This is a genomic window from Streptosporangium sp. NPDC023615 (genome assembly GCF_040640155.1).
Classification (GTDB): Bacteria; Actinomycetota; Actinomycetes; order Streptosporangiales; family Streptosporangiaceae; genus Streptosporangium.
This window is the reverse complement of sequence record NZ_JBFABE010000020.1, coordinates 15,095-38,299: the sequence shown is the minus strand read 5'-3', so window position 1 is coordinate 38,299 and position 23,205 is coordinate 15,095. Positions and strand designations below refer to the sequence as shown.

At 72.8% G+C, this 23,205-nt stretch carries 20 protein-coding genes; 11 read left to right on the top strand and 9 right to left on the bottom strand.

Translation table 11 applies throughout. The features are described 5' to 3' along the window. Positions 1 to 989, bottom strand: a 989-nt coding sequence (locus tag AB0G16_RS16855) for a HAMP domain-containing protein (RefSeq protein WP_362805390.1), incomplete at its 3' end; no start/stop codon positions are given. Positions 990 to 1,111: 122 nt separating this feature from the next. Between AB0G16_RS16855 and AB0G16_RS16850 the strand changes: the two genes are divergently transcribed. After that, positions 1,112 to 2,650 (top strand): PP2C family protein-serine/threonine phosphatase, encoded by a 1,539-nt coding sequence (locus AB0G16_RS16850; protein ID WP_362805388.1) that lies wholly within the window; start codon positions 1,112 to 1,114, stop codon positions 2,648 to 2,650. Positions 2,651 to 2,750: 100 nt separating this feature from the next. Here the strand turns inward: AB0G16_RS16850 and AB0G16_RS16845 are convergent, their stop codons facing one another. The 3 genes from AB0G16_RS16845 to rho form a co-directional block, all read right to left on the bottom strand. Further along, positions 2,751 to 4,517, bottom strand: coding sequence for a prolyl oligopeptidase family serine peptidase (locus tag AB0G16_RS16845; protein WP_362805386.1), 1,767 nt, complete (start codon positions 4,515 to 4,517; stop codon positions 2,751 to 2,753). Between the two features lie 177 nt (positions 4,518 to 4,694). Continuing rightward, entirely contained in the window at positions 4,695 to 5,525 is an 831-nt protein-coding gene (locus AB0G16_RS16840) for a putative RNA methyltransferase (protein ID WP_362805384.1), read from the bottom strand. Positions 5,526 to 5,581: 56 nt separating this feature from the next. Further along, on the bottom strand, positions 5,582 to 6,982 hold the full coding sequence (gene rho, locus AB0G16_RS16835) for a transcription termination factor Rho (RefSeq protein WP_362805382.1): 1,401 nt from the start codon (positions 6,980 to 6,982) through the stop codon (positions 5,582 to 5,584). 608 nt (positions 6,983 to 7,590) lie between these two features. Between rho and AB0G16_RS16830 the strand changes: the two genes are divergently transcribed. Continuing rightward, positions 7,591 to 8,022: an ATP-binding cassette domain-containing protein gene (locus AB0G16_RS16830; RefSeq protein WP_362805380.1), complete on the top strand. Its 432-nt coding sequence runs from the start codon at positions 7,591 to 7,593 to the stop codon at positions 8,020 to 8,022. Beyond that, complete coding sequence (locus tag AB0G16_RS16825) at positions 8,019 to 8,741, top strand: FtsX-like permease family protein (RefSeq protein WP_362805377.1); 723 nt, start codon at positions 8,019 to 8,021, stop codon at positions 8,739 to 8,741. The genes AB0G16_RS16830 and AB0G16_RS16825 overlap by 4 nt, the downstream gene beginning before the upstream one ends. Before the next feature lie 7 nt (positions 8,742 to 8,748). Here the strand turns inward: AB0G16_RS16825 and AB0G16_RS16820 are convergent, their stop codons facing one another. Both AB0G16_RS16820 and AB0G16_RS16815 read right to left on the bottom strand, forming a co-directional pair. Continuing rightward, positions 8,749 to 9,969, bottom strand: coding sequence for an MFS transporter (locus AB0G16_RS16820; protein ID WP_362805375.1), 1,221 nt, complete (start codon positions 9,967 to 9,969; stop codon positions 8,749 to 8,751). Between the two features lie 31 nt (positions 9,970 to 10,000). Beyond that, the gene (locus AB0G16_RS16815) at positions 10,001 to 10,663 is read right to left on the bottom strand and encodes an XRE family transcriptional regulator (protein ID WP_362805373.1); all 663 of its coding nucleotides are present in this window, start codon (positions 10,661 to 10,663) and stop codon (positions 10,001 to 10,003) included. A gap of 70 nt (positions 10,664 to 10,733) precedes the next feature. Here AB0G16_RS16815 and AB0G16_RS16810 point away from each other — a divergent pair, with 70 nt between their 5' ends. Continuing rightward, positions 10,734 to 12,026, top strand: coding sequence for a benzoate/H(+) symporter BenE family transporter (locus tag AB0G16_RS16810; RefSeq protein WP_362805371.1), 1,293 nt, complete (start codon positions 10,734 to 10,736; stop codon positions 12,024 to 12,026). Positions 12,027 to 12,042: 16 nt separating this feature from the next. Here AB0G16_RS16810 and AB0G16_RS16805 read toward each other — a convergent pair whose 3' ends face one another. Continuing rightward, positions 12,043 to 12,528, bottom strand: a complete 486-nt coding sequence (locus AB0G16_RS16805; RefSeq protein WP_362805369.1) for a hypothetical protein — start codon at positions 12,526 to 12,528, stop codon at positions 12,043 to 12,045. A 166-nt stretch (positions 12,529 to 12,694) separates the two neighbouring features. Here AB0G16_RS16805 and AB0G16_RS16800 point away from each other — a divergent pair, with 166 nt between their 5' ends. The 3 genes from AB0G16_RS16800 to AB0G16_RS16790 all read left to right on the top strand — a co-directional run bounded on the left by AB0G16_RS16800 (position 12,695) and on the right by AB0G16_RS16790 (position 16,141). Further along, on the top strand, positions 12,695 to 13,663 hold the full coding sequence (locus AB0G16_RS16800; protein WP_362805367.1) for a magnesium transporter CorA family protein: 969 nt from the start codon (positions 12,695 to 12,697) through the stop codon (positions 13,661 to 13,663). Positions 13,664 to 13,859: 196 nt separating this feature from the next. Next, entirely contained in the window at positions 13,860 to 14,585 is a 726-nt protein-coding gene (locus tag AB0G16_RS16795; protein WP_362805365.1) for an HNH endonuclease family protein, read from the top strand. A 263-nt stretch (positions 14,586 to 14,848) separates the two neighbouring features. Further along, complete coding sequence (locus AB0G16_RS16790; RefSeq protein WP_362805363.1) at positions 14,849 to 16,141, top strand: aminotransferase class I/II-fold pyridoxal phosphate-dependent enzyme; 1,293 nt, start codon at positions 14,849 to 14,851, stop codon at positions 16,139 to 16,141. 148 nt (positions 16,142 to 16,289) lie between these two features. On the opposite strand, the gene AB0G16_RS16785 is transcribed toward AB0G16_RS16790, so the two are convergent. Then, entirely contained in the window at positions 16,290 to 16,586 is a 297-nt protein-coding gene (locus AB0G16_RS16785; protein ID WP_362805361.1) for a hypothetical protein, read from the bottom strand. Between the two features lie 60 nt (positions 16,587 to 16,646). Beyond that, positions 16,647 to 17,642, bottom strand: a complete 996-nt coding sequence (locus AB0G16_RS16780) for a LacI family DNA-binding transcriptional regulator (protein ID WP_362805359.1) — start codon at positions 17,640 to 17,642, stop codon at positions 16,647 to 16,649. A 429-nt stretch (positions 17,643 to 18,071) separates the two neighbouring features. Here AB0G16_RS16780 and AB0G16_RS16775 point away from each other — a divergent pair, with 429 nt between their 5' ends. From AB0G16_RS16775 to dhbC, 4 genes are all read left to right on the top strand, one after another. Further along, positions 18,072 to 19,787 carry a discoidin domain-containing protein gene (locus tag AB0G16_RS16775; RefSeq protein ID WP_362805357.1) on the top strand — a complete coding sequence of 572 codons (1,716 nt, stop codon included), beginning with the start codon at positions 18,072 to 18,074 and terminating at the stop codon, positions 19,785 to 19,787. Positions 19,788 to 19,857: 70 nt separating this feature from the next. Beyond that, the gene (locus AB0G16_RS16770) at positions 19,858 to 20,835 is read left to right on the top strand and encodes a DUF1996 domain-containing protein (protein ID WP_362805355.1); all 978 of its coding nucleotides are present in this window, start codon (positions 19,858 to 19,860) and stop codon (positions 20,833 to 20,835) included. Between the two features lie 284 nt (positions 20,836 to 21,119). Then, positions 21,120 to 21,899, top strand: coding sequence for a 2,3-dihydro-2,3-dihydroxybenzoate dehydrogenase (locus AB0G16_RS16765; RefSeq protein ID WP_362805353.1), 780 nt, complete (start codon positions 21,120 to 21,122; stop codon positions 21,897 to 21,899). Positions 21,900 to 21,994: 95 nt separating this feature from the next. Then, entirely contained in the window at positions 21,995 to 23,188 is a 1,194-nt protein-coding gene (gene dhbC / locus AB0G16_RS16760) for an isochorismate synthase DhbC (protein WP_362805351.1), read from the top strand. Positions 23,189 to 23,205 lie beyond the last annotated feature (17 nt).

Here is a 23,205-nt window from a genome sequence, read left to right as displayed (position 1 = left end):
TCCTTGAGCTGGAGGATCTCGCCCTGCGCGTCAGCGGTGATCTTCTTCGACAGGTCGCCCTGCGCGACCGCGGTGGAGACCGCGGCGATCGCGCGCACCTGGGTGGTCAGGTTGCCGGCCATGACGTTGACGTTGTCGGTGAGGTCCTTCCAGACCCCCGAGACGCCGCGCACCTGCGCCTGGCCGCCGAGCTGGCCCTCGGTGCCGACCTCGCGGGCGACCCGGGTGACCTCCTCGGCGAACGCCAGGAGCTGGTCGACCATCGTGTTGACGGTGTTCTTCAGCTCGAACATCTCGCCGACCGCGTCGACGGTGACCTTGCGGCTCAGGTCGCCACGCGCCACCGCGGTGGTCACCGCGGCGATGTCGCGGACCTGGGCCGAGACGCGGCTGGACATGGTGTTGACGGCCTCGGTGAGGTCGCGCCAGCTCCCGGACATGCCGCGCACGTTCGCCCGGCCGCCCAGGCGGCCCTCGGTGCCGACCTCGCGGGCCACCCGCGTCACCTCGGAGGTGAAGAGCGAGAGCTGGTCGACCATGCCGTTGATCGCCTTGCCGAGGCGGCGCACCTCGCCCCGGGCACTGCGGTCGAGATCGATCCGGCGCGACAGGTCACCCTTGGCCACCGCGTCGATCACGTCGGCGGCGCCGCTGACCGGGCCGACCAGCGCGTCGATCAGCGAGTTGACCGAGTCGACGCTCTCGGCCCAGGAACCCACGCCGGGGCCGGGGGCCAGCCGCTCGCTGAAGCGGCCCTCCTTGACCACCTCGCGGCGGACCCGGTGCAGCTCGTTGGCCAGGTGCTCGCGGCGGTCGGCCACCTCGTTGAGCAGCAGGCGGATCTCGCTGAGAACGCCGGGCGGGGCGTGCGGCACCCGGCGGCGGAAGTCACCGTCGCGCCAGGTGATGAGCGTCTGCAGAATCGGCTTCAGGTCCGATTCGCTGTAACGTCGCTCCTCGACGTCGGGCACGGTGTCGACCGTGGTCATGTACGACCTCCTTGACTCCCGGGGGCGCAGCCGTGAGTCATCCCAGTCTGTCACGGTGCGCAATGTGTAGTCCCACCTTCGATTCACCCCATGTCAACGGGAAGTGTGGTAGTCACGGAACAATGACCGGTGCTCCCCGTGCCGTCCTCGCGGCGACCTTTGCCCCGGGGGAGACGGCCGTCCCCGAAGCCAGGCGGTTCACCAGAGAGGTGATGACCGCCTGGGCCGCCGCGTCCGTGATGGCCCCCGCCGAGCGGCTGGCGATGGATCTGTCGTCCCAGGTGACCGGCGTCCCGTTCGAGGTCGTCTGGAGTCATCTGGGCGACGGGCTGCAGATCGAGGTGCGCCAGAGGCGGGCTCCCGAGGGGAGCCCCGGAGCCCCGTCGGTGCCGGTGGAGGAGTGGGGCGTCACCTTCGCCGGCCAGCAGCGCACGCACTGGGCCCGGTTCAGGCTACCCGGCTCCTCGGGTCGGCCGTCCGGGGAGTGGGCGGTCGAGGAGCCCAGCCGCGGGCCGATCTGGATGGGGTTCCTCGCCGACGCCAGCGACCTGCTGGCGGGTACCCTCGACCCCGACATGGTTCCCGCGATCATCTCGCAGATCGTGGTGCCGAGGCTGGCCACCTGGTGCGCGGTCTACACGTGGAACAACGGCGGCGGCCCGCAGCGGCCCGCCTACCTCTGGCACACCGACGAGCAGCGCATCGACGAGCTGCGCGAGGAGCTCGACACCGTCACGATCCCGCAGGCCGGCGGGTCCATGCAGCTCGCCGACTCGCAGGTGCTGATCATCCCGCTGCTGGCGCGCGGCCGCACGCTGGGCGCGATGTGCCTGGGCCGGCCCGACCGGTTCGCCGAGGACGTGTTCCAGTACGCCGAGGACATCGCCCGCCGGGCCGCGCTCGCGCTGGACAACGCCCTGCTGTTCGCCACCCAGGCGGCGGCAAACCGGGCGCTCCAGCGCAGCCTGCTGCCCCCGGACGAGCCGGGCGAGATCCCCGGCCTCGACCCCGCCGTGGTCTACGAGCCCGCCGGGGAGACCAACGAGGTCGGAGGGGACTTCTACGACCTGTTCGCGGCCGGCGACTCCTCCTGGCGGTTCGCGGTCGGGGACGTCTGCGGGACGGGCCCGGAGGCCGCCGCCGTGACCGGCCTGGCCCGCCACACCCTGCGGCTGCTGGCCCGGGAGGGCTACGGCGTGGCCGCCGTCCTGGACCGCCTCAACCAGGCCATCCTGGACGAGGGCGACCGCGCGCGCTTCCTGACGCTGCTGCACGGGGAGATCACCCCGTCGGCGGACGGGCTGGAGGTCTCGATGGTCTCCGCGGGCCACCCGGAGGCCCTGAGGCTGCGGTCCAACGGCGAGGTGGAGGCCGTGGTGACCTCCCAGTCGCTGCTGGGCGTCTTCCCCGAGGCGACCTTCAAGGCCGAGCTCGTCCACCTCGACCCCGGCGACGTGCTCCTGGCGGTGACCGACGGGGTCACCGAGCGCCGCAGGGACGGGCGGCTGCTCGACGACGAGGGGGGCCTGGCGAAGCTGCTCGCCGAGTGCGTGGGCCTGTCGGCCCGTGCGGTCGCCGAACGGATCCGCCGTGCCGTCCAGGACTTCGCCCCCGAGCCGAGCGCCGACGACATGGCGATCGTGGTGCTGCGCGCCCGCTGAGCCCGGGGGCCGCGCGGTCCTGGCGGGCTCCCGGAGGAACGCGGGCGGCTCCGGGGGCGGGTGGTTCTCCGGGGACGGCCGCGGGGGCCGCGGCGGGAGGTCAGCCGTCGGTCTTGACGTGCCTGCGGGCGAAGTCCAGTTGCGCGGCCATCTGCGCGATGCGCTCGGAGACCACCAGCGAGCCGTGGCCCGCGTCGTAGCGGTAGATCTCGTGCTCGTGGCCGCGCGAGGCGAGCCGCGCCACGTACGCCTCGATCTGCCCGATCGGGCACCGGGGGTCGTTCTCCCCGGCGAGGATCATCAGCGGTGCCTCGACCTGGTCGACGTAGGTGATCGGGGAGCTGCCCGCGTACCGCTCGGGCTGCTCCTCGGGGGAGCCGCCGAACAGCGCGCGGTGGTAGGAGCGCAGTCCCTCGGCCTCCTCCCGGTAGGTGGCCTCGTGGTCGGCGATCGGCACGGTGGCGATGCCCGCCGCCCACATCTTGGGCTGGGTGCCCAGGCCGAGCAGGGTGAGGTAGCCGCCCCAGGAGACGCCGGAGAGCACCAGCCGGTCGGGGTCGCAGACGCCGCGGTCGACCATGGCCTCCCTGACCGCGGCCACGTCGGAGAGCTCGATGTGCCCGACGTCGCCGTGCAGGGCGTCCCGCCAGGCCGAGCCGTAGCCGGTCGAGCCCCGGTAGTTGACCCGTACGACCGCGAAGCCCATGTCCACCCAGGCGGCCACCTGCGGCACGAACGAGTCGTTGTCCTGCGCGGTGGGCCCGCCGTGCAGCAGGAAGACCGCGGGGAAGGGGCCCGAACCACGTTCGGGGCGTGAGACCAGGGCGTGGACGCGGCCTCCCGGCCCCTCCACGTCGACGTCCTCGACCGGGACCGACGGGGGCGAGGTGGGTCCGCCGTGGTTCATCACGACGTGACCGCTGGTCGACCGGATCAGCGGCGGATGGGCCCCGCTGGACCAGGAGTACTCCACCGAGCCGTCGGGCCGGGGAGCGGCGGCCTCGATCACGCCGTGCTGGGTCTCGATCGGGAACAGCCCGCCGCCGGGCAGGTCGTAGCGGGTCAGGGAGGTACGGCCGCGGTTGGCGCGCACCACGAGCAGCGACCGGCCGTCGTCGTACCAGTCGGCGGTGATCTCGCCGGGGTCGCGCAGCCAGATCTCGCGCTGGTCACCGGTCTCGGGGTCCCAGACGAGGGGCTCGCGGCGGCCCCTGCGCTCGTGCAGGGTGAGCAGCCTCCGGTCGCCGGAGATCGGGGCGAAGCGCAGGCCGACGACGCCCTTGCCGGGGCCGTCGTGCAGGTCGCCGACGACCTCGCCGTTCGGCCGGAGCACGCGCAGGGCGGGGTGGCGGGCGTCGCCGTACTCGCTGTGGCTGATCGCGATCAGCGAGCCGTCCGGGGAGACCGCGGAGACGGAGGCCGCCTCGGGGTGCTCGTAGATCGTCCGGGCGGGTTCGCCGGGCCGTACGAGGTGGATCGTGAAGCCCCGGCCGGGCCTGGCCATCCCGACGACCGCGCCGCCGGTCGCCGAGAGCCCGAGACCGGACGGGAAGCCCGGGTCGAGGTCGATCGGCTCGTCGGGCCCGCCGCCGAAGGGCTGGCGCGCCCACCGCCCCCACTCGTCGCCGTCGGTGTCGTCGAACCACCAGATCCACCGGCCGGTGGGGTCGATCGCGCCGTGCGAGGTGCCCTTGGGGCGGGAGGTGACCTGACGGGTGGAACCCGTCGAGCGGTCCCAGGCGTAGACCTCCCACGCCCCCGAGGCGTTGCTGCGGTAGACGGACCGGCTGGGAGCCTGGCCCGCCCACACGGGCAGCGTCACGCGCGGCGCGCGGAACCTGGCCTGCCAGCGCTCCTCCGCCTTCATCTGGCGCTTCCCTCCGTCACGGCTTCAGCTTCCACGTGTCCAGGCGCGGGCCCGCCGGATTGCCGTCCAGTATGTCGTCTTCACTCGGTAATTGCTTAGATAATGTCAGGGAATTTCGGACTAAATGTCCCATCAGTAACATGGGTCACCAAGGTGGCTGTCAAGTGCATGGCTTGCTTAAGAGTGACGCTTAAAGATAGACATGCGGAAAGAAGCCTCCACGACACTCTTTTCAGGCAGATCGGCGATCTTTCTTCGCATAACACGTGGATCCGTGTGCCAGGCGCTCGGGCCCATCCCCACGACCGCCTCGATCGCGTCGTGTCCCAGGACGAGCTCGAAGGCGTGGCTGCTCCGGCCGGTCTCCACGAAGTGCTCGCTCAGGCTCTCGGCCATCCGCCGCTCCTTCGATCCGTCCACCGACAGGAGTCCCAGCCGCTCCACCAGTGGCACGAGATGCCGGGAGGTGGGTGTGACCACGATGAGCACACCGTCACCTCTGAGCACCCGAGCGAACTCTGCCCCATTTCTGGGAGCGAACACATTCAGAAGCACATCTATCGTGCCATCTCTCAGGGGGAGCGGCCTCCATACATCGGCCACCACCGCGCCCGATCGGGGGTGTGCCCGCGCGGCCCGTCTGATCGCGTGCTTGGAGACGTCCAGCGCCACCCCGACGGCCTCCGGCAGCCCGTCCAGCGCCCGCGCGAGGTAGTGGCCCGTCCCGGCTCCGGCGTCCGCCACGACCCTGGCGCCGGCGGGGCAGGCGTCGGCCACCGCGCGGGAGAGGGGCTCGTAGTGCCCGGCGCCGAGGAAGGCGTCCCTGGCCGCCACCATGGCGGCGCTGTCGGCCGTGCCGGGTGCCTTCGACCCGGTCAGCAGGCTGACGTACCCCTGCCTGGCGACGTCGAAGCCGTGCCCCAGGTCGCACCCGAGGGCCCGCTCGTGAAGGGTCAGCCCGCCCGCGCAGACGGGGCAGGCGAGGTGTTCGACGACATCGGCCAGCATCCCGCCATCATGCCGCCTGCCGTCGGGACCGGGGCCCGCCCGGGGCGGGCCGGGGGTCAGGCGGTCCGCTGGACCAGCCGCAGGAAGGCCGCGTTGGTGGGGGTCTCGCCGAGCCGGTCGATCAGGAGCTCCAGGGCCTGCTGCCTCTCCAGGCCGCCCAGCGTGCGGCGCAGGCGCCAGGCGAGCCGTCGCTCCTCCGGGTCGAGGAGGATCTCCTCGCGCCGGGTGCCCGAGGCGTCGAGGTCCACGGCGGGGAAGAGGCGCTTGTCGGCGAGGGCGCGGCTGAGGCGCAGTTCCATGTTGCCGGTGCCCTTGAACTCCTCGAAGAGGCTGTCGTCCATCCGCGAGCCGGTCTCGACCAGGACGGTGGCCAGGATGGTCAGCGAGCCCCCGTCGCGCAGGTTGCGCGCGGCGCCGAAGAAGCGGCGCGGGGGGAGCAGGGCCGTGGTGTCGATGCCGCCGGCCAGCGTCCGCCCGCCGCCGGGGGCGAGGTTGTTGTACGCGCGGGCGAGCCGGGTGAGGGAGTCGAGCAGGAGCACGACGTCGTGCCCGTCCTCGGCCAGGCGCTTGGCGCGCTCGACGGCGAGCTCGGCGACGGCGGTGTGGTCGCGGTCGGGACGGTCGAAGGTGGACGCGGCGACCTCGCCGCGGATGGACTCGCGCATCTCGGTGACCTCCTCGGGGCGCTCGCCGACGAGCACCACCATGAGGTGGCAGTCCGGGTGTTCGGCGCTGATCGCGGCGGCCAGATCCTGCAGGACCATCGTCTTGCCCGCCTTGGGCGGGGCGACGACGAGGCCGCGCTGGCCCTTGCCCACCGGCGCGAACAGGTCGACGATCCGGCCGGTCAGCGATCCGCTCTCCAGGCGGAGCCGCTCGCGCGGGTGGATCGGGGTCATGTCCGCGAAGTGGGGGCGCTCCCGCCGGGCGGCGGCGCCGTTCACGCTCTCCACCCCTTCGAGCCTCTCGTACGGGGCGCGCGAGGTGGCCACGACGAGGTCGCCGGGACGCAGGTCGTACTCGGCGATCTGCGCGGGAGGCACGCGCACGTCGCCCGGTCCCGGCAGGTGACCCCGGGTCCGGAGGTGGGCGGTCCTGCCCTGGACGTCGAGCAGGCCGGTCACGGTCTCGACGGGGGCGTGCCCGCCGGACGCCCCCGTGGTCTTCTTCCCCGGGGTCCGCGGCGCCCGTGCGGTGCCGGCGGCCCTGTCGGCGGCGTTGCCGGTGGTGGTGCCGGTGGTGGTGTCCCCCCGGCGGGGGTGCGGGATCCTCCTGGCGGGGGCCTCCCGGACGCCGGTCCGGCGGACGGCTCTCTCGCGCGCGGGGGGCGCGTCGGCGGTCGCGGCGGCGGTCGCGGCGGCGGTGGTCGCGGGGGTGGATGTGGTCGCGGGGGTGGATGTGGTCGGGGTGACGGTCGTGGGGACGGGTGATTCGGCGACGGGGGTTCGGGGGGTCATGGGGTACCTCTCATGGGTTTTCACAGGGGTTCGACGGGGGATCGCCGCGCGCTCCCGTAGGGGAGGCGGCGAAGAGCGCGCCCGGCACCGGGACCCGTACGGGTCGGATCGGCGCGGATGGGACCGGCGCGGATGGGACCGGCGCGGGCGCGGAGACCCTCACCCGGCACCGGGCCGGTGGGGGTGGGACGTTCGCCCGGCGTCAGAGCCGGTGAGAAGCCCGGCGTCAGAGCCGGTGAGGAGGAGACCGTTGCGCGACGGCCGGACCGTCACGTGGCGGTCGGGGCGGTCCGGGGACCGGGAGAAAAGAGCGGGTCGTCGCACGCGGTCCGGCCTGCGGTGCGTCACGCTCGCGATCACGGTAGCACTCTCACGCCGTCCCGGACAGGAGGGCGGGGGCCACATCAGGCACAACGGCCGCCGGGCACGAGGTGTTCCCGGAGCCGGGCGGCGTCGCGTCCGAAGCCTCGCCTCCCGTGCCAGGGCGGCCGTTTCCCGTCCTCGTCGGATCGCCGGGCGTGACCGGCCCGTTCCCGCCGGAGGACTCAGGGGTCCATCAGGGTGATACCGGATTGATGCCGGTGGCGACGCTCGGAAGACTCGTGATCATGGATGACAGCGCGGTCGTTCTTGAAGGAGTGACCAGGTCGTACGGCGGGGGCGCCACCGAGGTGGTGGCCCTTCACCAGGTCAGCGTGGGATTCGCCCGTGGCGGCTTCACCGCCGTCATGGGCCCGTCGGGGTCGGGGAAGAGCACCCTGCTACGGGTGGCGATCGCCCGCGCGCTGCTCGCCAGGCCGGAGGTGCTCTTCGCCGACGAGCCGACGGGGGCGCTCGACCGCGGCACCGGACGCGGCGTGCTGACGCTGCTGCGCGAGGCGGTCGACGAGTTCGGCCAGACGGTGGTGATGGTCACGCACGACCCCGAGGCGGCGGCCCAGGCCGACACAGCACTGTTCCTGACCGACGGGCGGATCGTGGACGTGCTCGACGGACCGTCCGTCGAGCAGATCGGCATCCGGCTGGGCGGACGCCGATGACCTTCGTTCTCGCCTGGAACAACGTACGCACCAACCGCGCGGGCTCAGCCTCCTCGTTCGCGGCGGTGGTCATGGCCGTGATGCTGGTGGGGGGCAGCGGCCTGCTGCTCTCCGCCGCGGGCTCGGACGACGAGCTGGGCGGGGTCACCGGGCTGCTGACCCTGTCCGCTCTGGTGTCGGTCTTCGTGTCGGTCTTCGTGATCGCGGGCATGCTGAGCATGCACGTGCTGCGGCAGCGCGGGACGTGGGGCCTGCTGCGGTCGGTCGGCATGACATCCAGGCAGGTCCGCCGCCTGGTCATGGCGGAGGCCCTGGTGGTGGCCGTGCTGGCGACCGCGACGGGCTGCCTGCTGGCGGTGCCGTACGCCGCGATGACGGCGGCCGCCACGCGCGCGGCCGGGATCGCTCCCACCGGCATCTCCCTGGAGATCGCGCCCGAGGAGATCAGGCTGCTGCGGTCGCTGGGGACCGGCCCCCGGCAGCTCGTCAGGACGGTCTGCTGGGAGTCGCTGATGGCCACGTGCGCCGGCGTGCTGCTGGGCACGGGGATCGCCGCCGCCTCGCTGACCGCGATGGGCAAGGCCCTGACGGGCGAGCCGTGGTTCGACTACTCGGTACCGCAGTACCTCGCCCTGGTGCTGGTCTGCGTCGCGAGCGGCCTGACCGGAGGGCTGGCCGCGACGCGGAAGGCACGGCAGGGACCGCTGCTCGGCGGCTGAGGGGGCGTCAGGTGCTCGCCTCGGCGGTCTGGAGCAGGCGGCGGGCCTTGGCCCGGTACCTGAGGACCTGGACGATGCCCAGCGCCCAGACCGGGTACTGCGTGGCGAACGCCCACCGGAAGGCGTCCAGGCTCTCGTCGCCGATCACGTCGAGGGTGACGCCGATCAGCGCGATCACCGAGACGGAGGCGACGAAGCCGCCGCCGTTCACGATGCCCGTGGCCGCCCCGATCCGGGTGACGGGGTTGAAGGTCCTGGCGTAGTCGAAGCCGATCAGCGATCCGGGGCCGTTCGTGCCCAGCGCCAGCACGAGGACGACCAGGAGCCAGAGCGGTGCCCGCCCCGGCCAGGCGAGCACGGCGGTCCACGCCCCCGCGGTGCTGCCGACCACGAGGAGCACCAGGCGGGAGCGGTGGAAGGGGAACCGTCCGGCGAAGTAGCCGAGCAGCGGCCCGCACACCATGCCGAAGAGGGTCAGCGCGGACAGCAGGACGCCGGCCGTCGAGGGGGACAGGCCCTGCCCCTGCACGAGGAACGGATACCCCCAGAGCAGCAGGAACGAGGCGGACGAGCACTGGGTGGCCGCGTGGGTCCACATGCCCAGCCGGGTGCCTGGCTCGGCCCAGGCGGCCCTCAGGCCGGGCGGCCGTTCCGACCGTCGCGGGCGGGAGTCGCGCAGCACGAGGAGCACGAGGAACGCGGAGACCACCCCGAGGACGGCGGCGCCCATGAAGGTGGGGGTCCAGCCGTAGGTGTGCAGGGAGTGGATGAGCGGCACCGCCGAGGCGACCGCGCCGAGCTGGCCCACCACGCCGGTGACCTGCACGATCAGTGGGTTGCGGCGCGCGGAGAAGGAGAGGCTGACCAGCCTGATCACGCTGATGAACGTCATCGCGTCGCCGCAGCCGACCAGTGCCCGGCCCGCGATCCCCGTCACGGGTCCGGACGCCAGGGCGAAGACGAACTGCCCGCAGGCCATCACGGCGGCCCCCAGGACCAGCATGCGCTTGGACCCGAACCGGTCGAGCAGCATGCCGACCGGGACCTGCATGCCCGCGTAGACCAGCAACTGGCACATGGCCAGCGCCGAGAGCCCCGCCGCGCCGACGCCGAGCCGCGCGGCCGCCTCGATGCCCGCCACGCCCAGCGACTGCCGGTGGAAGACGGCGACCACGTACGCCAGCAGACCCGTGGCCCAGAAAAGTATCGCCATGGACCGTCGTGTCATGCCCAAATATTACTTTTGACCATTTTTGGGGTTAAGGGTGGGGCGCCGGGCTGCCCTCCTCGCCCGGGTCCCCGCTCCCTCGGGTGGCGGGCGGCCCGACCCGGGGGCGCGGGTAGCGGATGAGCAGGCTCGCGTGGACGTCCTGGTCGCCCACGACGGCGTAGACGTGCGGCACGTCCGAAACCCAGGAGACGTGCTCGCCCGGCCCGGCCCGCAGCGGGGCCCCGACCGGCCCGGCACTGAGCGTCCCGGCGAAGACGGTGAGGTGCTCGGTGACGCCCTCGTGGTGGGCGGGCGAGATCTGCGGCGCCCCGGCGCGGACCACCAGCCGGTAGAGCTCGTACGTGACCGCCTCGTCCTCGAAGACCCGCAGGAGTGTCCCGGCGACGGCGGTCCCCCGGATGACCAGGGACCGCTCGTCCCCGCCCGGGTCCGCGACCGCGCCCGCCGCAGGGGTGCCGATGGCCATGGCCAGCGGGACGCCCAGCTCGGCGGTGACCGCCCAGAGGGTCTCCAGCGTCGGGTTGCGGGTGCCGTTCTCCAGCCCGGAGAGCGTGGCCTTGCCCACGCCCGCGGCACGGGCGAGGGCGGACAGCGAGATGCCGCGTTCCTCGCGCAGCCCGCGTATCCGCCGCCCGATGTCCAGGGTGCCGCCGTCCACGGCGGGGCGCGGGTTTTGTGCTCCGGAGTCCATGAGGCTATGGTGCAGCACCGGAATCGTTCCGTTTACGGAACGACACACGCCCCCCCGCGTGAGGATCGACATGACACGCCTGCTTCAACCCGTGGTGGCCGGGGTGGTCACCGCGGTCGTCGGTTTCGCCAGCTCCTTCGCGGTCGTCCTGGCCGGGCTCAGAGCGGTGGGCGCCGACCAGCGCCAGGCCGCGTCCGGGCTGCTCGCGCTCTGCGTGGCCAACGGCGTGGTGGCCCTCTGGCTGGGTCTGCGGCAGCGCCTGCCGATCACCATCGCCTGGTCCACACCGGGCGCGGCGCTGCTGGTGGCGACCGGAGCCGTGGAGGGAGGATTCCCCGCCGCGGTCGGCGCGTTCGCGGTCTCGGGGCTCCTGCTCACCGCCGCGGGCCTGTTCCCGGCCCTCGGCCGCTGGATCGGCGCGATTCCCGCACCGGTCGCCGGAGCCATGCTCGCCGGTGTCCTGCTCGACCTGTGCCTCGCGCCGGTGAGGGCGCTGGCCGAGATCCCGCTGCTGGCCGGGCCCGCCGTGCTCGTCTGGGTGGTGCTGGGCAGGTTCGCCCGCCGCTGGGCCACACCGGTCGCGCTCCTCGTCGCCGTCGCCGCGATCGCGCTGACCGGGAAGGCGCCGGGCGCGGCGGACCTGTGGCCGATCGTGGAGGTCACCGCCCCCGCCTGGAGCGCGCAGGCGCTGGTCAGCGTCGCGCTCCCGCTGTTCCTGGTCACCATGGCCTCGCAGAACGTGCCGGGCATGGCGGTCCTCGCCGGGTACGGCTACCGCCCTCCCCTGAGGGGGATCCTCGTCTCCACCGGCCTGGCGAGCACGCTGGGCGCCCCGTTCGGCGGGCACGCGGTGAACCTGGCGGCGATCAGCGCCGCCCTGGCCGCCGGGCCCGACGCCGGTCCCGATCCGTCCCGCCGATGGATCGCCTCGGTCACCGCCGGGGTCTCGATGATCGTCCTGGGGATCGGCTCGGGGCTGGCCACGGCGCTCGTCGTGCTCTCCCCGCCGTTGCTGGTGGAGGCCGTCGCGGGCCTTGCCCTGCTGGGAGCGCTCGCCTCGGCGGTCGCCTCCGCCGTCGCCGACCCCGAGGGCAGGGAGGCGGCGGTCGTCACCTTCGTGGTGACCGCGTCCGGGCTGACACTGCTGGGCATCGGCGCGGCCTTCTGGGGGCTCGTCGCCGGCGGGCTCATGACGCTCCTGCACCGCCGCCCGGCGTCCCCGGAGGCCCCGGCACCCCCGGAGGTCGCGACCGGAACCGGAACCGGGGTCGGAACCGGGACCGCGTCCGCAAGCGGGACCGTGACCGCGTCCGGACACGCCGACGCCGGTACGGCGGATGCCGTACCGGCATCGGGCAGGTGAGCGGACGAGCGCGCGGTCAGTGGTGGTCGGTACGCCCGTGACGACCGGCGACGAGCTGGTCGCTGGCGGTCTGACGGGGCACGTCGACCCGGGGGTGGGGAGCGGTGTCCTCGATCCGGTCGTCGACGCCGTCACGGTCACGGTCGACCGCGGGGGCCGTGGAGGTGGTGGTCGTCGAGGCGGTCGTCGCCGGAGTGGCGGGGGTCTCCTCGAGCTTGCGCTCCAGCTCCCGCTTCTCCTCCTCCAGGCGGGTGACGCGGTCGTGCTCCTCGGCCCGCGCGGCGCGCAGCTTGCGACGGCGCGCGGCCGAACGCTTCATCCCGGCGAGGATGATGCCGAGACCGAGCAGGAAGACCGCACCGGTGGCCACACCGGCGAAGAAGAGCTCCAGCTGGGTCAGCTGGTACGTACGGTCGAACATCGTGAACGTCGCGGTGGTGGTCGATGCTGCGGTCTCGTCCCAGGAGACCGCGATCACGGTCGCACCCGCGAGTACGATCAAGAGAAGTCCCAGCACTATCATGTGACCTCACCTCAGGCTTCGTCTGTTGTGGTAGCCACTGCTGCCCGGGGCGGGCCGGGTTATTCCTCGAATCCCGAGGTTGCCGGGAATGTGTCCGGGCGGCCCCCTTCGAAGGCCGTGCCGGACGGGGCTAGGGTGGGCGCCCATGGACCGCACCCGCCTGTACCGCAACGGCGTCCTGGAGGCCGAGGGCTTCCCCATCGACGACATCTCCGACCACGTGGCGGACGACTCCGCCGTCGTCTGGTTCGACCTCTGCTCGCCCACGCAGGCGGACCTGGCGAAGGTCAGCGAGGAGCTGGGGCTCCACCCCCTGGCCGTCGAGGACGCGCTGCACAGCCACCAGCGGCCCAAGCTCGACACCTACGACAGCCACCTGTTCATCACCGCCTACGCCGCGAGGCTCAAGGACGAGACGGTGGACTTCGTCGAGGTCTCGATCTTCGTGACGAAGAACGCGCTGGTCACCGTGCGGGAGAACCCCACCTTCGACATCGACGAGGTGATCAGGCGCTGGGACGCCAACTCCGAGCTGGTCAAACTCGGGGTGCCGTACCTGCTGCACGGCGTGCTCGACTACGTCGTGGACGGCTACTTCGACGTGCTGCAGACGGTGGACGACCGGGTCGAGGACCTGGAGAACGACCTGTTCCAGGAGAACCCCGGCGACATGCCGCACATCCAGCGCCGGACCTTCGACATGCACAAGAAGCTGGTGCGCTTCCGGCGGCTGGCCGTGCCGATGCGCGACGTGGTGGGCAGCCTGCTGCGCAGGGGCGACGAGGTCCTGGACGGCAAGCTCGTCCCGTACTACCAGGACATCTACGACCACACCCTGCGCACCTCGGAGTGGAGCGAGTCACTGCAGGACCTGGTGACCAACGTCCGCGACACCCACATGAACCAGCAGGGCTTCCGGCTCAACGACATCATGAAGAAGATCACGAGCTGGGCCGCCATCATCGCGGTGCCCACGATGATCACCGGTTACTACGGGCAGAACGTGCCCTATCCCGGCTACGGCCACCCGATCGGCTTCTGGACGTCCACGATCCTGATCGTGGTGGGCACCGTCCTGCTCTACCGGGCCTTCCAGAAGCGCAACTGGCTCTGACCCGCGGCGTCCCGGGCGCCCTGCCCGATCCGTGGCGTCCCGATGCGCGGGGTTCCGATATGCATTGTTTGGATGTGCGGCGTTTCGGCCTGCGACGTCCCGGTTCCCCGTCTCAACCCGCGGACACCCCGTGTCGGTCAAGGGATTACCGGGAATCCTCCAGGTCCGAGCCCGTAGACCTTTCCTGGAGGCATGGGTGAGCGCTCGGGGGGTGTTCACCGTGGTGCTCGGCGCCGCGGTGCTCTTCTCACTGTCGGCGCGCGACGAGACTCCGGCCCGGGCCACCGCCCCGGCGAGGGTCGCGCCCCTCGACAATCCGTACGGTGTGCAGCCGGGGCTGGCGGCGGTCAGGTCGCCGGGCGACCGCAGGGCCGCGACCAGGCTGATCGGCAGGCTCCGGGTGGCGGGTATGGGGTCGAAGGCGGGCTACGGCCGGCTGCGGTACGGCGAGAACTGGGCCGACACCGCCCGGGGGGTGCCGTACGCGCGCAACGGCTGCCGTACCCGCGACGACCTGCTGGCCCGCGACGGCGAGCAGGTGCGCTACCGCCGGGGTTCCGAGTGCGTGGTGGTCTCCATGAGACTGCGCGACCCCTACACCGGCCGGATCGTCCGCTGGAGCAAGAGCCGCTCCGACGAGGTCCAGGTCGACCACGTGGTCCCGCTCTCGTACGGGTGGCGGATGGGGGCGTCCCGCTGGCCGATGTCCAAGCGGACCCGCATCGCCAACGACCCGCTCAACCTCCTGCCGGTCTACGGCGACGCCAACGAGGCCAAGGGCGGGTCCGGCCCGGCGTCCTGGCTCCCCCCGAGGCGGGGGATCCGCTGCGCCTACGTCGTCCGCTTCGCCCAGGTGGCCCTGAAGTACGGCCTGCCGGTCACCCGCGCGGACAAGCGGGTCATGCTCGCCCAGTGCCGTTGACCGCGCCCGGCCCGCGCCCGGCCCGCGCCCGGTCCACGTCCGGCCCACGGGTGGGGGAACGAGCGGGGACAGCGGCGCGGGGCGCCCGGTCCGCGGGCGGGGACACGGGCGGTGCGCGCGGGTGCCGGTTTCCGGTCGCGCGGTGTGGTCTTCTATCCTTCGAAACCGACCCCGGTCACCTCCGGAACCGTTCGCGCGCCGCACCCGCGGCCGTCGCCGGGCACCTCCGGAACCGGCACCGACCAGCAGGCGAAGGAACTCCCGTGACCTCTCCGGCCCTCTCGGCCCTGACCATCGACGAGCTGACCGCCCGGCGCGACGCGGCCCGGCACGACTACGACGCGCTCGTCCGGCGCGGGCTCTCGCTCGACCTCACGCGGGGCAAGCCCTCGGCGCGCCAGCTCGACCTCTCCGAGGCGCTGCTGGACCTTCCCGGGGGCCACCTGGCCGCCGACGGGACCGACTGCCGCAACTACGGCGGCCTCCAGGGCCTGCCCGAGCTCCGGGAGATCTTCAGCGGCCCCCTCCAGGTGCCCGCCGCGCAGCTCGTCGCGGCCGACAACTCCAGCCTCTCCCTGATGCACGACACGGTGGTCCACGCCCTGCTCGGCACGGTGCCCGGCGCCACCCGCCGCTGGGCCGACGAGCCGAGGATCGCGTTCCTGTGCCCGGTGCCCGGCTACGACCGCCACTTCGCTCTGTGCGAGCGGTTCGGCATCGAGCTGATCCCGGTGCCGATGGACGCCGACGGCCCGGACATGGACGTCGTCGAGCGCCTCGTGGCCGAGGACGCGCAGATCAAGGGCATCTGGTGCGTGCCCAAGTACAGCAACCCCAGCGGTGTCAGCTACGGCGACGAGACCGTACGCCGCCTGGCCGCCATGCCGGCCCTCGCCCCGGACTTCCGGATCTTCTGGGACAACGCCTACGCCGTGCACCACCTGACGGACACGCCCGTGGAGATCGCCGACATCCTGGCGCTCTGCGCCGAGAACGGCAACCCGGACCGCGCCCTCGTCTTCGGCTCCACGTCCAAGATCACCTTTGCCGGTTCCGGGGTCTCCTTCTTCGGGGCGTCCCCGGCCAACGTGGCGTGGCTGATCGGGCACACGGGCAAGCGGACCATCGGCCCCGACAAGATCAACCACCTGCGTCACGTGGAGTTCCTGCGCGACGAGGCCGGGCTGGCCGAGCACATGCGCCGCCACCGCGAGCTGCTGCGGCCGAAGTTCGACGCGGTCGAGACGATCCTGACCAAGGAACTGGGCGGCACCGGCCTGGCGACCTGGTCCACCCCGGCGGGCGGCTACTTCGTCAGCCTCGACGTGCTGGAGGGCTGCGCCCGCGACGTGGTCATGCGGGCCGGGGAGGCGGGCATCGCCCTGACCCCGGCGGGCGCCACCCACCCGTACGGGACCGACCCGCGCGACAGCACCATCCGCATCGCCCCCACCTACCCCGACCAGGAGGAGCTGGAGGCGGCCATCACCGGCCTGACGGTCTGCGTGCGCCTCGTCGCGACCGAGAGGCTGCTGAGGCAGGCGGGCCGGGCCTGATCCGGCCCTGATCCAGGTCTGAAGGGCCTGAGGACCCTGAGGGCGGCCCGGCACCGTCCGGTCCCGAGCCGACCCCGGCGCCCGCCGCCGGGTCACGGGGTCGGTGTGCGCGGTGACCGGTCGCGCGTTCCATCGTTCTTCCCCGGTGTCACGAGGCGTGCGGGAGGTGACGGGGTGAGGCGCCGAACCGGATGCCGCCGTCGTCGGGAAGGTCCCCGAGGGACGACACGCGGTGCAGATGGTGGACGCCGGGCGGCAGGGCCACGGGCGACCGCGCGGCGGACACCGCCACGGTGGCGGTGGCCCGTACCTCGCCGTGGCCGCTGGCCCAGCTCGTCGTGCCGTTCCCGGACCGGCCGAGCGCCAAGCTCTCCGAGGGCGAGACGCTCTCCCAGCGCGAGCTGGCCACCCGTCTGGCACCGGCCCGGCACACCCGTACCGGCATCGGCACCCTCACCCGTGCCGATGCCTCCCGGTCACGTCGGCGAGCCGCGGGCGCGGGACGTCAGCTCGACTCCCTCACCACGAGCCGGGTCGGCAGGACCACCGGCTCGGCCGGCTCCCCCCTGAGCAGGCCGAGCAGCAGCCGGGCCGAGGCGGCGGCCTGCTCGCCCATGGGGCTGCGCACCGTGCTGAGCGGAGGGTCGGTGTACAGGGCCGCCTCGATGTCGTCGTACCCCACCACCGCCACGTCGTCGGGCACGCGCCGGCCCGCCCGGCGCAGCGCCCGCAGCGCGCCGATCGCCATCAGGTCGTTGGCGGCGAACACCGCGTCCAGCGCCGGGTCGTCCTCCAGCAGCTGCTCCATGGCCTCGGTCCCGGAGGCGCGGGTGAAGTCCCCGATCGCCACGATCGAACGCCGCCCGGTCTCGCTCAGCACCTCGCGGTAGGCGCCGAGCCTGTCCTGGGCGGCGGACATGTCCAGCGGCCCGCAGATCGTGGCGATCCGCCGCCGCCCGCCCTCCAGCAGGTGCCGGATCGCCTGAGCGGTCCCGCCGACGTTGTCGTTGTCGACCCACGGCATGGGGACCCGGGAGGCGGGCCTGCCGTGCGAGACGAGCGGGACGCCGGTGGCGACGAGCGCGGCGGGCAGCGGGTCGGCCCCGTGCATCGAGACCAGCATGACCGCGTCCACGTGGCGGGCGGCCACGAACTGCCTGGCCCGCAGCCGGGCGTCGTCGGAACCGGCGAGCATGAGCACGACCTGCTTGCCCGCTGCCTCGAACTCCCGGCTGGCCGCGCGTACGACCGTGGAGAACATCGGGTCGTCCGAGACGAGTCCGGTCGAGGGGTCGGAGACGATCACCGCGATCGAGTCGGTGCGCCGGGTCACCAGGCTGCGCGCCGCCGGGTTGGGCACGTAGCCGAGCTCGTTCACCGCCCGCATCACCAGGTCGCGGAGGTCGGCGGCGACCGTCGGCTCGCCGTTCACCACCCTGGAGACCGTCGACTTGGACACGCCGGCCCGGGTGGCGACGGCGTCCAGCGTGGGACGTCTCATGTGCTCTCTCCCGCAGTGCGATACCGCCGGGTGGTCAGGGCTGCCGGGGTGTGCGGTCCCACCCTCCCCGAAGCCTATCCGCTGATCATGAAGAGACCGCTCCCAGGGTGGGAGCGGTCCACGGGGGGAATTCTCGCCGGGTTCCCGCGGACCGGGAGAACCCCCGCGGACGGCACTCGGTGGCGAGAAGCCCGGAGAACGCTCCCTCGTGCGATACGGCCAAGCCCCTGCTCAGAGGCCAAGGACATCGACGGAGAAGAGTTTGCGGGAGCGCTCCCTGAGATGTCCGGTCGATTGCCGAGACGTGTCGAGCTCGTTTCTCGCTGGTCGATCCGGTACTTGACAGCGCCGGTCAGACAAGAGCAATCTCTGCTCAGAGAGCGCTCCCCGAACCGATATCGGTTGCACCCCCCACCACGAGGAGACGCGATGCCCTCGCCTCGACATCCCGCCCGCACACCGGCCCCGCTGATCGCCCTCGCCGTCGCCCTCGTCGCCTCCTGCCTCGCGGTCCTGCCCGCGTCGGCGGCCGACGCCCTGCTCTCCCAGGGCCGGCCGGTGACGGCCTCCTCCTCGGAGGGGGTGGCCTTCCCCGCGTCGGCCGCCGTCGACGGCGACCCGGGCACCCGCTGGTCCAGCGCGTTCACCGACCCGCAGTGGCTCCGGGTCGACCTCGGCGCCACCGCGACCATCACCCAGGTCACGCTGAGGTGGGAGGCCGCCCACGGGCGCGCCTTCCAGATCCAGACCTCGCCCGACGGCACCACCTGGACGACGATCCACTCCACGACCACCGGAACCGGCGGCGACCAGACCCTGGCCGTCGGCGGATCCGGCCGCTACGTGCGCATGTACGGCACCCAGCGGGCCACCGCCTACGGCTACTCGCTGTGGGAGTTCCAGGTCTACGGCACGACCGGCTCCACCGATCCCGGCAACCCCGGCGACCTCAGGCTCCTCTCCTACGGCAGGCCCGGCGCGGCCTCCACCTCCCAGCACGACGGCAACTGCTGGGAGTGCACCCCGGCCAGGGCCTTCGACCGCGACCCGGCCTCGCGCTGGGCGACCAGCCCGACGGGCGGCTGGGTGGACCCGGCCTGGATCTCCGTCGACCTCGGCGCGACCGCGCGGATCAGGAGGGTCGTCCTGCAGTGGGACCCGGCCCACGCCAGGGCCTTCCAGATCCAGGTCTCCCCGGACAACGCCACCTGGACCCCGATCTACTCCACCACCACCGGCACCGGCTTCAAGCAGACGCTGACCGTCGACGGGACCGGCCGCTACGTGCGCATGTACGGCACCCAGCGCGCCACCGCCTACGGCTACTCGCTCTGGGAGTTCCAGGTCTGGGGCACGGGCGGCGCGCCGATCACGCCCCCGCCGCTCCCGGCCGACCCGGCGAACCCGCCGGCCCTGGTCTGGAGCGACGAGTTCAACGGCGCCGCCGGCACCAGGCCCGACGCGGCCAAGTGGACCCAGGACCCGGGGACCGGCCCGAACAACGAACTGGAGTACTACAAGCCCGAGAACACCGCCATGGACGGCAACGGCAACCTCGTCATCACCGCGCGGGAGGAGACCACCGCCGGGTCGTCGTGCCCGGGAGGACCCTGCCGGTACACCTCGGGGCGGATCAACACCGGTGGGAAGTTCACCTTCACCTACGGCCGGGTCGAGGCCCGCGTCAAGGTGCCCAAGGGCAACGGCCTGTGGCCCGCGTTCTGGATGATGGGCGCCGACTTCCTCACCGGCAGGCCGTGGCCGTACAACGGTGAGATCGACATCCTCGAGGTGCTCGGCAAGGACGTCAAGACCGCCTACTCGACCGTCCACGCGCCCGCCTACAACGGCGGCGGCGGTGTCGGCGCCTCGTACACGCTGCCGAACGGGGCCGACCTCTCCGACGACTTCCACGTCTGGGCGGCCAACTGGGACAGCAAGGGCATCGTCTACACGCTGGACGGCCGCACGGTCCTCACGATCAGCAAGGAGCAGGTCGAGGCGACGCGGGGTCCGTGGGTCTTCGACCACCCCTTCTACATCATCCTCAACCTCGCGGTCGGCGGCGACTGGCCCGGCCCGCCGGACGCGAGCACCGGTTTCCCCAAGCAGATGCTCGTCGACTACGTCCGCGTCTACCGGTAACCCCTTCCCACCCCCGCTCCGGTACGGCTCCCGCCGAGCCGTACCGGAGGACCCAGCAAAGGAGTCACCCATGCGTCCGCTCCTGCTCCCCGGCGCGCTCCGGCGCCGGTCACGCCCGCTGACCCTCGCCCTCGCGCTGGGGGCGCTGCTCGGCACGTCACTGGCGGTCCTGCCCGCCCAGGCCGGCACGGCGTCACGGTCACAGGCCGCCGCCTCGTCCGCGTCCTCGTCCGGGGCTTCGTCCGGGGCCTCGTCCTCCTCCGCGGCCTCCGGCTCGTCCTCCGCCGTCGTGCGGGTGTCGGAGTTCCTCGCCGACTGCCCGTTCAGCCACCGGCTGCCCGACGACCCGATCATCTTCCCGGGGCTGCCCGGCGCCTCGCACATGCACAGCTTCTTCGGCAGCACCACCACCAACGCGCACACGACGCTGGCGAGCCTGCAGAGCTCTCCCAGCAACTGCAACCCGCGCGTCGACCTGTCGTCGTACTGGGTGCCGACCCTCTACAACGGCGACACCCCGGTGGAACCGACCGGGACCACGTTCTACTACCTGGGTGAGGGCGTGCGCGACGACGTGATCGCGCGGATCCAGCCGCTCCCGCTCGGCCTGCGGATCGTCGCGGGCAACGCCAGGGCGACCGGGCCGAACGACAACACGATCGCGCGCTGGTCGTGCCTGCACGCCGGGCACGTGGGCGCCTCGAAGAACTTCGTGAACTGCCCGGCCGGCACGATGCTGGAGTCCTACCTGGACTTCCCGCAGTGCTGGAACGGCAGGGACCTCGACTCGGCCGACCACAAGAGCCACATGTCCTACCCGGTGGGCGGGACCTGCCCGGCCTCGCACCCGGTGCCGGTGCCCAAGCTCCGCCAGGTGCTGCGCTACCCGGTCAACGGCGACCCGGCGCGGTTCCGCCTCGCCTCCGGCCCCGGGTACACCATGCACGGCGACTTCTTCAACGCCTGGCCCGTCGCGGAGATGGAGCGCCGGGTGCGCAACTGCATCCGCCCGATCATCAAGTGCGGCGCGGACGGCAACCCGTCCTGACCATCACGCGGGGAACGGGCGGCGACCCGTCCTGATCGTCGTCACGCGCGGCGCGGGCGGCGACCCTTTTGAATCGGCGGTGCGGGCCCCGGCCCGCACCGCTCTTCTTCCTTCTCCGGCCGGCACGGTCCCCGGCCCTCCCCGCGATCCGGCCGTTCCTCCCAAGCGTCCGAATGTCCTGCCGATCTGCGAAAAGTAACTATAAGTTTTTGCTGCGCCACCCAAAGTGATGGCACTAGCCTTCCTACCGCACAGGCGGACACGGTCGGGAGCAGGGCGGAGACATGACGGGGGACGGCGCGGTGACGGACGGCGTGGTGGCCGTGGTCACCGGTGCGGCGCAGGGCATCGGCGAGGCGGTGGCGCGCGCCCTGACGGGGGCGGGTGCGCGCGTCGCGGCGCTCGACATCGACACCGAGCGGGTCCGGCGGGTCGCCGCCGGACTCGGCGCCGCCGTCCCCTACACCTGCCAGGTCGCCGACAGCGCGGCCGTCGACGACGTGATCGCGCGCGTCGAGACCGACCTCGGCCCGATCGGGCTGCTCGTCAACGTGGCCGGAGTGCACTGTTCGGGACCCGCCGTCACCATCGGCGACGACGAGTGGGCGCGCACCTTCGCGGTCAACACCGGCGGTGTCTTCCACCTCTGCCGCGCGGTCGCCCGCCGGATGATCCCCCGCAGATCCGGGGCGATCGTCACCGTGAGCTCCAACGCGGCGGGCGTGCCCCGGATGAACATGGCGGCCTACGCCGCCTCCAAGGCCGCCGCCGCGCAGTTCACCAAGTGCCTCGGCCTGGAGCTGGCGCCGTACGGCATCCGGTGCAACGTGGTGTCGCCCGGCTCGACCGACACCCCCATGCAGCGCGCCCTGTGGACCGGCGGGCACGACGCCCGCACAATCGTCGACGGCTCGCCGGCCACCTTCCGGGTGGGCATCCCCCTGGGCAGGCTGGCCGCCCCCGAGGACATCGCGGACGCCGTGCTCTTCCTGGCCTCCGACCGTGCCCGGCACATCACCATGCAGGACCTGTACGTCGACGGGGGCGCCACGCTCCGCTCCTAGCGCGCGTTCTCCCCCTGCGATGCCCTTATGTCCGATCCCGTTTTCTTCGGACCTCCATCGTTCCCGGATCCCTCCCGACAGGAGAACCCCTCGCCATGTCGCCGAACGACACCCTGACCATGCCCAGAACGCCCGACCTGCTGGGCGACTACGAACCCGGGGCCTTCTTCTTCGCCTCCCCGGCCCGCACCCTCCTCGCCCGGGGGGTGTGCCGGGAGGTCCCCGACTCCACCACCGCCGACCTGCGAGGACGCGTCGCCTCCGCCCTGCGCCAGGCCGAGGAGGCCGGTCATCCAGCCCCGATGGTGGTGGGCGCGGTGCCCTTCCGCGAGGACCGCCCCGCCCGCCTGCTGGTGCCCGCCGCCGTCCGCTGGACGGGCCCGGCGGCCGCTCTCCCGGCCGGCCCCGAACCGGTCGCCGGCACGCTCACCGCGTTCGGCCCGGTACCGGCCCCCAGCGACTACCTGCGCGGCGTCGAGAGGGCCCTGGCCAGGCTCACCGCCGGGGAACTCGAGAAGATCGTGCTGGCCCGCGCCCTGGACGTCACCCTGGGCGCGCCCGTCGACGTCCGCGGCGTCCTGCGCAACCTGATACGCCGCGACCCGCGGGCCTACGGCTACGCGGTCGACCTGCCCGCCGGCGGCGGACGGCCCGGCACGGGCCGCCGCACGCTGCTGGGAGCCAGCCCCGAACTGCTCGTGGCCCGCTCCGGCCGCCGGATCACCACGAACCCGCTGGCCGGGTCCGCCCCCCGCCACCCCGATGCCGCCGTGGACTCCGCACGGGCCCGCGCCCTGCTCGCCTCGGACAAGGACCTGCGCGAGCACGCCCTGGTGATCGAGGACATCGTGGAGGCCCTGCGCCCCCACTGCCGCGACCTGGACGTCCCGGCCGGGCCGTCGCTGCTGTCCACCGCCTCCATGTGGCACCTGTCGACCCGGATCACCGGCGTGCTCGACGACCCGTCGGTCACCTCGCTGGAGCTGGCCACCCTGCTGCACCCCACCCCCGCCGTCTGCGGCACGCCCGCGCGCGCCGCGCGCCGGGCCATCGAGGAGATCGAACCGTTCGACCGCGGCCTGTACGCCGGACTGGTCGGGTGGGGCGACATCCACGGCGACGGCGAGTGGGTCGTGACGATCCGCTGCGCCGAGGTGGCCGACCGGACCATGCGCCTCTTCGCCGGGGCGGGCATCGTCGCCGGCTCGGTCCCGGAGAGCGAGCTCGCCGAGACCACCGCCAAGTTCCAGACCATGCTCCACGCGGCCGGCCTGGGTCAGGACCGCTGACCCTGCCGCTCTGACCG

Bases quoted from the DNA above. Each gene is read 5' to 3' on its own strand.
- AB0G16_RS16780 (WP_362805359.1), bottom strand. From the start codon at position 17,642: ATGAGACGTCCCACGCTGGACGCCGTCGCCACCCGGGCCGGCGTGTCC.
- AB0G16_RS16820 (WP_362805375.1), bottom strand. From the start codon at position 9,969: ATGACACGACGGTCCATGGCGATACTTTTCTGGGCCACGGGTCTGCTG.
- AB0G16_RS16830 (WP_362805380.1), top strand. From the start codon at position 7,591: ATGGATGACAGCGCGGTCGTTCTTGAAGGAGTGACCAGGTCGTACGGC.
- dhbC (WP_362805351.1), top strand. From the start codon at position 21,995: ATGTCGCCGAACGACACCCTGACCATGCCCAGAACGCCCGACCTGCTG.
- AB0G16_RS16850 (WP_362805388.1), top strand. From the start codon at position 1,112: ATGACCGGTGCTCCCCGTGCCGTCCTCGCGGCGACCTTTGCCCCGGGG.
- rho (WP_362805382.1), bottom strand. From the start codon at position 6,982: ATGACCCCCCGAACCCCCGTCGCCGAATCACCCGTCCCCACGACCGTC.
- AB0G16_RS16765 (WP_362805353.1), top strand. From the start codon at position 21,120: ATGACGGGGGACGGCGCGGTGACGGACGGCGTGGTGGCCGTGGTCACC.
- AB0G16_RS16840 (WP_362805384.1), bottom strand. From the start codon at position 5,525: ATGCTGGCCGATGTCGTCGAACACCTCGCCTGCCCCGTCTGCGCGGGC.
- AB0G16_RS16815 (WP_362805373.1), bottom strand. From the start codon at position 10,663: ATGGACTCCGGAGCACAAAACCCGCGCCCCGCCGTGGACGGCGGCACC.
- AB0G16_RS16845 (WP_362805386.1), bottom strand. From the start codon at position 4,517: ATGAAGGCGGAGGAGCGCTGGCAGGCCAGGTTCCGCGCGCCGCGCGTG.
- AB0G16_RS16800 (WP_362805367.1), top strand. From the start codon at position 12,695: ATGGACCGCACCCGCCTGTACCGCAACGGCGTCCTGGAGGCCGAGGGC.
- AB0G16_RS16825 (WP_362805377.1), top strand. From the start codon at position 8,019: ATGACCTTCGTTCTCGCCTGGAACAACGTACGCACCAACCGCGCGGGC.
- AB0G16_RS16810 (WP_362805371.1), top strand. From the start codon at position 10,734: ATGACACGCCTGCTTCAACCCGTGGTGGCCGGGGTGGTCACCGCGGTC.
- AB0G16_RS16770 (WP_362805355.1), top strand. From the start codon at position 19,858: ATGCGTCCGCTCCTGCTCCCCGGCGCGCTCCGGCGCCGGTCACGCCCG.
- AB0G16_RS16785 (WP_362805361.1), bottom strand. From the start codon at position 16,586: ATGCCGGTACGGGTGTGCCGGGCCGGTGCCAGACGGGTGGCCAGCTCG.
- AB0G16_RS16775 (WP_362805357.1), top strand. From the start codon at position 18,072: ATGCCCTCGCCTCGACATCCCGCCCGCACACCGGCCCCGCTGATCGCC.